Consider the following 12,022-nt stretch of genomic DNA (forward strand, 5'->3'; position numbering starts at 1 on the left):
GAATATTAATTATCCTGACTAAAGGTTTCATTGCCTTTTATGAGTGTATAAACGGCCATGTCGCTGAATTTTTCCTTGAAATAGATACGATCCGTATAATGGGCTTCTTTTTTGAAACCCAATTGTTCAAGAAGGAAAACAGAACCTCTATTGTTTGGTGAAACTTTTGCTTCTATTGTATGTAAGCTCATTGTTCCCAATCCAAATTTGAGAATGGCTTCAACGGCTTCTATTGCAATGTTCTTGCCCCAGTAATCAACGGAAAGCTCGCCACCTATTTCTGCACGGAAATTGGGAATGTCGATATTATTAAACCCGCATGTACCGATAATCGTTTTATTGTCACGTAATATTCCCGCCCAGGCAATGGCTTGTTTATTTTGATATGCAAGTGTTACTCTTTCTACAAGTTTTACAGCGCTTTCGCGGTCTTCCATGTTGTGTCTTGCAATGAATTGATTGACACGACCGCTTGCCCTCATTTTAAAGATCTCTTCCGCATCATCTTGTGTAATAGCACGAAGCGTAAGCCTCTTTGTTTTTAAGACCGGAAATGTATCAAAAATATTTTGGTTCAGTTGCATTATGCGATCAGATAGGTTATTGGTAAATATACATCTTGTTTTGTTGCAAATCAATACGGACAATTGACTAACATTTAACTTAAAGGATACTTAAATCACAATACAATCACATAAACAAGGCAACTTTTCTGTTGTTGTTATAAGACATCCGGTAATGATTACTTACCGGTGTTTTTCTCATCTTTTAAAACTTACGATTATGATTCATTTAGACTTTAACTTTTACCGGCCGTTCAGAACCGTTTTGTTGCTCTCTTTTTTTGTTGGGGCAGTAAGTAAGACAGATGCACAACCTGTTCTGAGTCTTACGCCTGTAATATCTACAGGACTCAATCAGCCTATGCAATTTGTAAATGCAGGAGACGGCAGTAACAGAATTTTTATTCCCCAGAAAGGCGGAACTATTAGGGTTTATGATGCTACTTTCAATTATCTGTCCGATTTTCTGACTGTTGCTCCTATTGATGCTAATGGAGAGAGAGGCTTGCTGAGTATGGCTTTTCATCCGAACTACAGTACCAATGGTTTGTTTTATGTTTATTATACAACAACAGCGGGCGACCTGGAACTGGCGCGCTATCAGGTAAGCAGTGGTAATACAAATGTTGCAGATCCTGCGTCAAAGGTGGTTTTGATTACTATACCGCATCCTACCAATACAAATCATAACGGAGGCGAGTTACATTTTGGCAGCGATGGCTATTTGTATTTATCCACCGGCGATGGCGGTGGTGGGGGCGATGTTCCCAATAATGCACAAAGTACCACCGTATTATTAGGTAAAATGCTTCGTTTCAACGTAAATACAAGTGCAACTGCACCTTATTATACTATTCCTCCGGGCAATCCTTACAGTAATGAAATATATGATTTGGGTTTGCGCAATCCCTATCGCTGGAGCTTTGACAGACTTACCGGAGATATGTGGATCGGCGATGTGGGACAGGATTCATGGGAGGAATTTAATTTCAGGGCGAGCGCTGCAACGGCTAATGTAAATTACGGTTGGCGTTGTTATGAAGGCAATGCAACTTATAACACCACGGGTTGCGCACCTGCATCAAGTTATGTTTTCCCTGCTTATACTTATGCGTCTCAAAATCCTTCGGCAAGCGTAACGGGTGGGGTAGTTTACAGAGGAACGGCTTGGCCGTTATTGCAAGGCTGGTACATCGGTGCGGATTTTTATTCCGGCATCTTTTATAAAATATTGCCGGATGGGCTTGGCGGTTGGAATGTAAGCACGCAAACCATTGCCCCTACGGGTATTGTTGATTTCGGGGAAACTGAAAACGGAGAAGCTTATGCTGTTTCTCTTACAGGCAATAGTGTTTTCAATATAGGTTCCAGCACTGTTTTGCCCTTATCATTAATATCTTTCACTGCTACTGCGGAAAGGAACGGTACAGAATTGAACTGGAAAACAGCAAGAGAGGAGAACCTGATTCAGTTCGATATTGAATACAGTATGGATGGCAATGCTTTTCGTTATCTGAATACGGTTATGGCAAAAAATAGTGTAACCGGCAGCAAATACAGTTTTAACCATAACATTGCTTATTCGGGAAGTATCTTTTACAGGTTAAAAATGAAGGACAAAGATGGTAGTTTCAGCTATTCAGGTACTGTTCAGGTTAAAATGGATAACGCTGCTGCGGGTATTATAACGCCCAATTTTATTACAGATGGCATGCTGCATCTGGACTTTAAGGGAGTCAATAATTATCATACGCTGGAATTGCTGAGCATGGACGGTAAAGTGATCATGAAGGAAAGTATTGCAGGTGCAACTAACAATATTGATTTTGACATCAGTAACCTTTCCGCAGGCTTATACCTGACAAGGCTTTCCGGTGCAGGAAGTTCGCATGTTCAGAAAATATTTGTTCAATAAAGCTTGTCAGTTAAGTGAAAGAGCTGTGTCGATTTGTTGACACAGCTCTTTTTTTATCAAAATTTTTAATGGAGATAGATTGTCCGTTTCGCATTTATCTGTTCCAGGAAATATTCATCATGCGATACAACGATTAATGTGCCTTTGTATTCATTAATGGCAGCAGTCAGTATTTCTATGTTTTGGATATCCAGGTTGTTGGTGGGTTCATCTAATATAATGATGTCCGGTGATTGATTGCTGATGGTCAGGCAGCAAAGCATGAGGCGCATTTTTTCTCCGCCACTCAATGCTGCAATTGGTTTGTTCCAGTCTTCCCTGGTAAATAAAAACCTGTGCAGCCTGATTTTGATTTCATGTTCTTCCAGCGCAGCAGTATTGAATTGTTGCGCCTGTTCATACACACTCAGCTTATTGTCAACGAGTGAGTAATCCTGATCTATATATACTGAGCTGTCAGCCGCAATGAAAACTGTTCCTGTAGCCGGCTCAAGCTTCCCGAGCATTATTTTTATCAATGTTGTCTTTCCCGATCCGTTCAGGCCTTTTAATGCAATTCTTTCACCACTGTTAATTTGCAGGTTAAGATTTTCTTTCCAGAGCATGTGATTGTTATAGCTGAAATTGAGATCCCTTGCAGTAAACAATACTTTGCCGGTATGCAATGACGAATCGTCAAAACCGAATTTCATTTTATCTATATCAGGTATTTCTTTTCTTAAAGCTTGTAATTCCCTCGAAATATCTCCGATCTTTTCAGCATGAACTCCTTTTATTTTGGCGGTGCTTTTTTCAGCATTGTTTCTCAATGTGTTCATAGCAATGGTTGGAATGCCTGCTTTTTCCTGTTTCTTTTTTCCCCTTGCATCCAGCTTTTGCTGTCTTTCCAATGTTTCCCGTTCTTTTTCTTTTTCTTTTCTTAAAGCTTTTTCTTTGTTTTTTACATCCTGCTCGAGAGCGTTGTTCTCCATGAGTTTTTGTGCCGCGTAAAAATCATAATTGCCGCCATAAACGGTAATGCCTTTTTTAGTAAGTTCAAAAACTGTATTTAAAAGATTCAACAGCTTTCTGTCATGACTTACAACTATTATGGAACAGGAGGCGGAACTTATAAAATCATATAACAATTCCCGTCCTGCAATATCCAGATGATTGCTTGGCTCATCTAATAAAACGAGTTTAGGCTGATGTATAGAAATACTTGCCAGAAAGACTTTTGTTTTATGACCACCGCTAAGTGTTTCCATTTTTTGTGTCAAATCAAGATCTTTCAATTGCCAGTATTCCATAGCCTCATTGCAACGTTCTTCAATGGTCCAGTCATCTTCGAGCATATTCATATTGGCTTCGGTAACATTACCTTCCAGTATTGCTTTTAATGCATGGAGCTTGACTTCTATACCCAAAGCCTCTGCAATGGTAAGATGATTGTATTGGCCGAATAGCTGAGGCACATAAAAAGGCCGGACACCGGCATTGATTTGTCCTGCGGCAGGTTGTAATGTCCCTGCAATTATTTTTAGTAATGTGGATTTACCAACGCCGTTATTGCCTGTTAAAGCAACTTTGTCATTATCGCGAAGGTTAAGATGAATATTATCGAACAACAAATCCTTATCAGGATGCCTGTATATTATATTTTGCAGAATAAGCATAATTCCTTTCTTTAGAGATGAATAAACATAGCATACCTGTATGGGTTGCTATTTATTTTGGTCTGAAAGAAAGATTATTCTACATTAATTTGTTGTTGTGATTGAAGATTGCAAAAATAAGGTTTTTATATTTTTATGACAAAACCGGAGGATGGGATTTCATCCCGTTCTTTTGTATGTCGTCTTTTCAGGGTTTATTAATGTATTTCCCCAATCGTATATAAACAAAAGAAGTCAGGGTTTTGAAATCCTGACTTCTTTAACAATGTTACTAAATCTTATCTGCTGTAATTCGGAGCTTCTTTAGTGATTACAATATCATGCGGATGGCTTTCTGCCATACTTGCTGCTGTAATACGTATGAATTGTGCTTCTTCCTGCAATGTCTTAATGTCTTTTGCACCGCAATAACCCATTCCTGCTCTTAAGCCGCCAACGAATTGCTGAACTACTTCTTTCAATGTGCCTTTATATGGAACGCGGCCTACAATTCCTTCCGGAACTAATTTTTTGATATCGTCTTCTGCATCCTGGAAATAACGGTCTTTAGAACCTTCCTGCATGGCATCGATGGAACCCATACCGCGGTAAGATTTGAACTTACGGCCTTCGTAAATAATAGTATCGCCGGGACTCTCTTCTGTTCCTGCAAAAATAGAACCTGCCATAATGGTATTTGCACCGGCAACCAATGCTTTTACCATATCGCCTGTATAACGGATACCGCCATCGGCAATAATAGGAATACCCATTTTCTTTAATGCTGCGGAACATTCCATAACAGCTGTCAGTTGAGGAGCGCCTGCACCTGTAACGACACGTGTCGTACAGATAGAACCCGGTCCAACACCTACTTTCACGGCATCGGCACCGGCTGTTGCCAATGCTTTTGCACCTGCTGCAGTTGCGACGTTACCTGCTATAACCTGCAGGTTTTTAAAATTCTTTTTTACCAGTTTCACGCAATCAATAACGCCTTTGGAATGACCATGCGCGCTATCCATCGTTATAACATCCACACCTGCATTTACCAAAGCTTCTACTCTGTCCAGAACATCTGCAGTAATGCCGACGGCTGCGCCTACCAATAAACGGCCAAAGCTGTCTTTGCCCGCATTCGGATGGCTTTTGAACTGAAGTATATCTCTGAATGTAATCAGTCCGATCAGTTTACCTGTTTTGTCAACCACAGGTAATTTTTCGATTTTATGTTGTTGTAATATTTTTTCTGCTTTTACAAGATTGGTGCCGTGAGGAGCGGTTACCAGATTGGTTCCGGTCATTACCTCAGATACTTTTCTTTTCAGATTCTTTTCAAAGCGTAAATCGCGATTGGTAAGGATACCTGCTAATTTATGGCCTGCTTCTACAATAGGGATGCCACCGATTTTATTATCCTTCATCAACTTTAATGCTTCCGAAACAGTAGCATCAGGATGAAGTGTAATAGGGTCGAGAATAAGGCCGCTTTCGGAACGTTTTACGCGGCGCACCTGTTCGGCCTGTTGCGCAATGGTCATGTTTTTATGCAACATGCCAATACCGCCTTCACGGGCTAAAGCAATGGCCAGTTCCCTCTCCGTAACCGTGTCCATAGCAGCGGACAACAACGGAAGGTTGAGCGTAATCTCTTTTGTAAGTTGAGTGGAAATGTTTACTTCACGCGGAAGTACTTCGGAATAAGCAGGGGCAAGAAGCACGTCATCAAATGTGAGTCCTTCGCCGTAGAACTTAGATTTTGCAGCCATGTGCAAAGGTATCGCAACATTTTTAAATTATCAAAATGCCGGTGTGATTTTTTTTGCGCATTATCAATTTTGAATATAGGCAGATTGATGGATTTACAATTCTGATACGGGTAAACCTTTATTATTCGCTGCTTCTTTTATACCTGATTTCATTTGCCAATGATTCTTCTCCTTCAGGTGTTATATTATAAGAAGTGATTACCAAAGTATCGGCATCTTCCAGTTCCATCTTTGTGCGCCAGCCCCATATCTGATCTTCCTTATTATAATGTACTTCATAGCCGCCAAGGACATTGAAAAGACTATCTTCTGTTTTGTCTTTTGAAAACATAATACCGGTTCCCATGTGAAAACTGTCAATCCAGGCTGATTGGTAGGAGCGTGTATTTAAATCGTAGCCGAAAATGGTAATGCCTTCCAATGGATTTCCCGTAAAGGAGCTTTTGTATTCGTGCATCATTAAGCGGCCTCCTAACACTGGTTTTATGGTGCCTTCAATGGTTGCTTCATTGGCTACTTTATCAGGTTCAAACCATGTCCTTGCAATTCCCTTTCATCAAATTCAGTTGCCGGTGTGGCCCTTCCTCAATAGAATTTTCGAATTTGGTAATCATTTTTTGTGGCATTGATGACATGTAAAGTTAAGGCTTTCGGGAAAATCAGTTTTATAGTGCCTTTCATTATTTATTAAGCAAATGAAGGGTCATTTTGCATTTTTGGCTTTCAGAGAAATCTATCTATCCATAATTATTGGCTATTCAGGTTTTTAAACTATTTTTACGCGATTTTATAGATAAACCGTATGGCACAACTACAATTACAACGACCTATTGCATTCTTCGACCTTGAAACAACCGGTGTGGATGCCGCAAAAGATCGTATTGTAGAAATTGCTGTTATTAAATTAATACCGGATGGAAGCCGTCATTCATGGGTTAAAAGAATCAATCCTGAAATGCCCATTCCTGCTGAATCTTCGGCTATTCATGGTATCTATGATGCGGATATTGCGGACGCCCCGACTTTTAAGGATATTGCACATGAGTTGAAACAGTTTTTGCATAACTGTGATTTGGGCGGCTATAATTCCAATAAATTTGATATTCCTGCACTGGCAGAAGCTTTTTTAAGAGTGAATATCCCGGTTGATTTTAAGACGAGGAAGCTGGTGGATGTGCAGCAGGTGTTTTTTAAGAAAGAAGCACGTACTTTGAGCGCAGCTTATTCGTTCTATTGCAACAAGGATTTGATTAATGCCCATAGCGCGGAAGCCGATGTGATAGCAACGATTGACGTATTAGAAGCCCAGCTGGATAAATACGCGGATTTGGGCAAGGATGTCAATGCTTTGCATGATTTTACGGGTGGCGATGATTTTGTGGATTATGCGCGCAGAATGGTTTTGAAAAATGGTGTTCCTGTTTTTAATTTCGGGAAATATAAAGGTCAGGCGGTTGAAGATGTTTTTCGTAAAGAACCACAATATTATGATTGGATGATGAATGCGGATTTTGCATTGCATACCAAGCAAATGATTTCGGAGATACTCAATAAAATGTTATTGAAGAATAAATAGGACTTGAATTAATACGGCACATCTAAAATATAACAAAACCCGCAGCTTGGACAAGTTAGTAATAATACCCACTTATAACGAAAAGGAAAATATTGAAAATATTATCAGGAAGGTGTGTTCACTTGAAGGTAATTTTCATATCCTTATTGTAGATGATGGTTCACCCGATGGTACTGCCGCTATTGTAAAATCATTGCAAACCGAATTTTCCGACAGGCTGCATATTGCAGAAAGAAGCGGGAAACAAGGTTTGGGCACGGCCTATATTTTTGGTTTCAAATGGGCATTGGGAAAAGGCTATCAGTATATATTTGAAATGGATGCGGATTTTTCTCATAATCCGGACGATCTCATCCGCTTGTATGATGCTTGTAAAAACGGTGCAGATGTTTCTGTAGGTTCGCGTTATACTTCTGGCGGTAAAATAAAAAACTGGCCTTTCGACAGGATTTTTATTTCCTTTGGCGCCTCGGTTTATGTACGAATGATTACATGGATGCCCGTAAAAGACTGCACAGCGGGGTTTGTATGTTATAAAAGAGAGGTATTGGAAAAATTACCGCTGGACAAGGTTCAGTTTATAGGTTATGCTTTCCAGATTGAAATGAAATACCGGGCCTGGAAATTGGGTTTCAAAATAAAAGAAGTTCCCATCACTTTCGTTGACAGAAAAGAAGGGGTTTCCAAAATGTCAAAAGGAATTGTAAAAGAAGCTATTTTCGGAGTTTGGAAAATGAGAAGTTTCTCCAACTAATGTAATAATATTTAAAGAGCGCTGTCGGTATTTGACAGCGCTCTTTGTAATTTAGGAGGTTGATACGACCGATAACAAGGCCTCTTTAAAGCTGTTACCCAGCGGCACTTCCGCTTTTTCTTTGTCAAGGAAAATAATATTGCCTTCAATCGCTTTTATCGCATTCAGTGCAATGATATAAGACTTATGTACACGCATGAATTTGTCGGAAGGTAATTGCTCTTCCATTGCCTTCATCGTATAATGCGTTACAATCATGCCGGTCGTAGTGTGTATTTTTAAATAATCCTTCATGCCTTCAATGAATTTGATATCGGCATAATTCACCTTCACCAATTTACCGTCTGCCTTTATGAAAAAGTACTGTTTGTCCGTTGCCGCAGCCGGTTGTACCGCATGACTTGCATTAGGTATATGTTCTTCCGTAATATGCTGAATCTGTTTTCCGCTCAATTGCAGCTTTGCTATAGCTTTATTTACCGCCTTCAAAAAACGGTCGAACGGAATCGGCTTTAATAAGTAATCAATGACATCGAGTTCATAACCTTCCAACGCATATTCGGTATAAGCTGTTGTAAGAATTACCGCAGGCGGGTCCTTCAGGGAACGAAGAAAACTTAATCCGCTCATTACAGGCATATTGATATCGAGGAATAAAAGGTCGATATGATTCTTATGAATGGCTTCGAATGCTTCGATAGCATTGTTGCTTTTCTGAATCAGATGTAATTGAGGTACTTTGCCGATATGGTTTGCCAGCACATCCTGGGCTAAAGGCTCGTCGTCAACAATTAAGCAATTGAGTTTTTGAATGTCGGTATGCATGTTCGCAGGCTATAGTTATTTTGATCTTTTTCCAACGTAAAGTTAATGCCCTCATGAGTCAGTTGCTCCAAATCTTTCTTTATTCTTTCAAATTGAAGATCCAAAGCAGGTGAAGGACTGGCGCTTAATTCTATTGCAACCTGTATTTCATGCTGTTCTATCAGCAAATACATCAGCAATGATATATTTTCCGTTGTGTTTTTGATGTTGAACAAAGGCTCAACCAATGTTATTAATGACAGCGGAACAATCCTTCCTTCATGGATGCTGCCTTCAATTTCCAGGTTACAGCTGCAGTCCTGTTTCGACAGGTTATGTTGCAGCCGGAACAAGTTTTGAAGCTGTGTTATTTCCTGTTCAATAGCTACCAGCCTGTTTTTGCTTTTATACAACCTATATCTTAATACATCTGAAAACTGAATGACTGCTTCTGCTGCACGGTTGTCTCCGGCCTCTGCCAGATCTATAATGCCATCTAATGAAGCCGACATGAATGCAGGATTGATTTGCGTTTTAATTCTATTCAACGCTGCCATATAATGCTCTCTGTTATGTTGTTCTGTTTCTTTAACAGTGCTTATTTCCTCCAGCAGTTCACAGAAGTAAAGCATAGCTGTCAGGAGCGCAAAGCTCGACAGGAAGGAAATGTAAGTCTTTGCTATATTTTCGGGGATACCGATTCCCACAAAATCTTTGGCAAGAGAAGGCAAACTGTCTTTTATATTCCATTGTATGTAAAAGTCGATGGCAGGGAATATTAATAATAGCAGCGTGAGTTGTATCCAGAACTTTTTATAATGCTGTAATTTGAAACAATAGGGTAGCAGGTAAAGGCAGTAATAATAAAAGAATATCAAAAACGGAATGATGGTCAGGGATGCTTTTGCAACTTTAACAAAGGTGAAGTCTTTTGAACTGTCAATACATTCGGCCAGACTCACGACAGAGAACATCAGGATAAGTACGACATGCATTATCCAACGGTAATGCTTGAAGTAGATACCTTTGTTTTTGTTAATAATCTGGCGATCTATATAATTGGTCAAACTCATAATTACAGCTCTATGGATAATAAAACAAGATACTCATTCGGGTTATTCTGAATAGCAAGTTTATAACGGCCGGGATACAAAATATCCAGCCTTCTCTTCACGTTTGCAATACCGATGCCGCTGTCTTCTTTAATACTTTTGTTCTCCGTTTCAAGACGTGGCGGTTTGCTGTTTTCCATCTGGAGTATAAGCTTATTTGCTTTAATCTCCAATACGATGCTTACATAAGATTCATTGAAACCGGCTTTAACGCCATGTTTGAAAGCATTCTCCAGAAAGTTAATCAATAGTAAGGGTGCAATTTCCTTACCTTCTGCATCACCGGTTACGATTAGCCTGATATTAACCTGATCTTCCCTGTTCCTTAATTTTTCAAGATTGATATAGTTTTTCAGAAATGTGATTTCATCTGTAAGCTTCACTTTTTCTTTGGAACAGTCTTCCAGGATGTACTGCGTCATGTTCTTCAATTCCTTTGTGATAAAGACTGCGTCCGGTGACTGACTCAACAACAGCGCATAAATATTATTAAGGGTATTGAACAGAAAATGCGGGTTGATTTGATGCAGTAAAAAAGCCGTTTCTGCTTCTATACGTTTTGTCAGCGCTTCTTTATAAGTGAATAATTGCCTGCTCTGGTCGTACAGGTCTATGAAATAATAAAGTGCAAAAAAGCCGCCGGCCACAATGCCGGAGAATATGGTGGATATGAGTCCCGATAAAAACAAATTGTCTTTATTAAGCTGCTTGTCTATATTGCCATGTGTTCCCGTTGTGGTCAGGCCAAGCATCATTGCTGTGAGGATAATTATCGTAACCCAGAATGCAGCATTGCTTATCAATCCAATCCACAGGAATCTTTTCTGTTTCTTTAAACGGGCATATGGAATAAAAAATAGCAGAAAACTGTAAACCATTATAGCTGCGGTAATGACGGTAAAGATGCAGATATAAACAGCAGGGAGGCTGCTGATAGGCACGCTGTTTACCGTACTTTGTGCGGAGGCCGTTTTCATTCCGTCCTTTACACCCTTGTCAAAAACATCTCCCAATATTTCAAAGGAAAGATAACAGGCTGCGATAAGCCATATCAGGATATGAAACCAGAATCTTCCGTTTCGGAAAAGGTTTTTGCGTTGTGCGCTCAATGCCTGTTTAAGCGGCGATATATTTGCTGGTTTGGTCAAAATTCAAAAGAAATATTCAGAAAATGCAATGTTGCTCAAAACTAAGATTATAACCTGCAAAATGAAATACTTTTCGTCCAAATGAAAACAGTATCGACAAACCTTGCCTTTTGTTCGACGAATTAAATCCCGTAAAGCAAAAGCGACAGGAACATTGTGTTGTTCCTGTCGCTTTAATATTTATTTTCTTTAAATCAGATTTCCTTATTCTGTAACTACAACACCTGTAGCAATTAATTCAAAAACATTTTTCGGTGCTGTGATTCTTGCGATTTCGCCCTGGCTTGCACCTTTGTCTTCCAAAAGGTGTTTTTGCTCTTCAACAGATTGTGTTGTTTTTTTAAGGTTACCGTTTACAACAACGTGTTTGCCGTTAAGGTCTTTAGGAACTTTGAATGAGTGATCTTTCATTCTTACCATAAGCGGATCTGCGCCGTTGTCTGTGCTAAGCACCAACCAGCAACCTTCTTTCTGGCAAACTTCTGTAACTTTTCCTTCAAACTGAACATTTTCAACCACATCTTTTTCAGAAGTAACACCTGCTGCTCTGGTAGTTGATAACACCTGAGTGCTTGTAAATGCTTTACCATAAATGGCACCTTTTTTTGCCGTTTGTGCAATAACTCCCGTACTGCATAATGTTAAGGCTAAGGAAGAAAGGAATAGTAATTTTCTCATTTTTTTGATTATTTAGGAATTACGATTGGATGTTTTGAATACACAATTTAGGCATTCTTACCCAAAAGA

The 12,022-nt window shown here is 39.5% G+C and carries 11 protein-coding genes; 3 read left to right on the forward strand and 8 right to left on the reverse strand.

From position 1 onward, the window contains the following. Window positions 1-5: 5 nt before the first annotated feature. Window positions 6-584: a GNAT family N-acetyltransferase gene (locus F0919_RS10680; RefSeq protein ID WP_150032732.1), complete on the reverse strand. Its 579-nt coding sequence runs from the start codon at window positions 582-584 to the stop codon at window positions 6-8. Between the two features lie 199 nt (window positions 585-783). Here F0919_RS10680 and F0919_RS10685 point away from each other — a divergent pair, with 199 nt between their 5' ends. After that, window positions 784-2,478, forward strand: coding sequence for a PQQ-dependent sugar dehydrogenase (locus F0919_RS10685; protein WP_190277348.1), 1,695 nt, complete (start codon window positions 784-786; stop codon window positions 2,476-2,478). 65 nt (window positions 2,479-2,543) lie between these two features. Here F0919_RS10685 and abc-f read toward each other — a convergent pair whose 3' ends face one another. The 3 genes from abc-f to F0919_RS10700 form a co-directional block, all read right to left on the reverse strand. Next, window positions 2,544-4,133, reverse strand: coding sequence for a ribosomal protection-like ABC-F family protein (gene abc-f / locus F0919_RS10690; protein WP_150032734.1), 1,590 nt, complete (start codon window positions 4,131-4,133; stop codon window positions 2,544-2,546). A gap of 278 nt (window positions 4,134-4,411) precedes the next feature. Beyond that, window positions 4,412-5,881, reverse strand: a complete 1,470-nt coding sequence (guaB, locus tag F0919_RS10695) for an IMP dehydrogenase (protein WP_150032735.1) — start codon at window positions 5,879-5,881, stop codon at window positions 4,412-4,414. A gap of 121 nt (window positions 5,882-6,002) precedes the next feature. Then, complete coding sequence (locus F0919_RS10700; protein WP_150032736.1) at window positions 6,003-6,428, reverse strand: DUF1579 family protein; 426 nt, start codon at window positions 6,426-6,428, stop codon at window positions 6,003-6,005. 255 nt (window positions 6,429-6,683) lie between these two features. Here F0919_RS10700 and F0919_RS10705 point away from each other — a divergent pair, with 255 nt between their 5' ends. Further along, complete coding sequence (locus F0919_RS10705; RefSeq protein ID WP_150032737.1) at window positions 6,684-7,457, forward strand: 3'-5' exonuclease; 774 nt, start codon at window positions 6,684-6,686, stop codon at window positions 7,455-7,457. Between the two features lie 46 nt (window positions 7,458-7,503). Next, window positions 7,504-8,211 carry a polyprenol monophosphomannose synthase gene (locus F0919_RS10710; RefSeq protein ID WP_150032738.1) on the forward strand — a complete coding sequence of 236 codons (708 nt, stop codon included), beginning with the start codon at window positions 7,504-7,506 and terminating at the stop codon, window positions 8,209-8,211. A gap of 51 nt (window positions 8,212-8,262) precedes the next feature. Here the strand turns inward: F0919_RS10710 and F0919_RS10715 are convergent, their stop codons facing one another. From F0919_RS10715 to F0919_RS10730, 4 genes are all read right to left on the reverse strand, one after another. Then, entirely contained in the window at window positions 8,263-9,036 is a 774-nt protein-coding gene (locus F0919_RS10715; protein WP_150032739.1) for a LytR/AlgR family response regulator transcription factor, read from the reverse strand. Then, window positions 9,003-10,088 carry a histidine kinase gene (locus F0919_RS10720; protein WP_150032740.1) on the reverse strand — a complete coding sequence of 362 codons (1,086 nt, stop codon included), beginning with the start codon at window positions 10,086-10,088 and terminating at the stop codon, window positions 9,003-9,005. The genes F0919_RS10715 and F0919_RS10720 overlap by 34 nt, the downstream gene beginning before the upstream one ends. Before the next feature lie 2 nt (window positions 10,089-10,090). Beyond that, entirely contained in the window at window positions 10,091-11,275 is a 1,185-nt protein-coding gene (locus F0919_RS10725; RefSeq protein ID WP_150032741.1) for a sensor histidine kinase, read from the reverse strand. A gap of 204 nt (window positions 11,276-11,479) precedes the next feature. After that, window positions 11,480-11,953: a DUF4920 domain-containing protein gene (locus F0919_RS10730; RefSeq protein ID WP_150032742.1), complete on the reverse strand. Its 474-nt coding sequence runs from the start codon at window positions 11,951-11,953 to the stop codon at window positions 11,480-11,482. Between the last annotated feature and the right edge of the window lie 69 nt (window positions 11,954-12,022).

The organism is Taibaiella lutea (genome assembly GCF_008629695.1).
GTDB lineage: Bacteria > Bacteroidota > Bacteroidia > Chitinophagales > Chitinophagaceae > Taibaiella > Taibaiella lutea.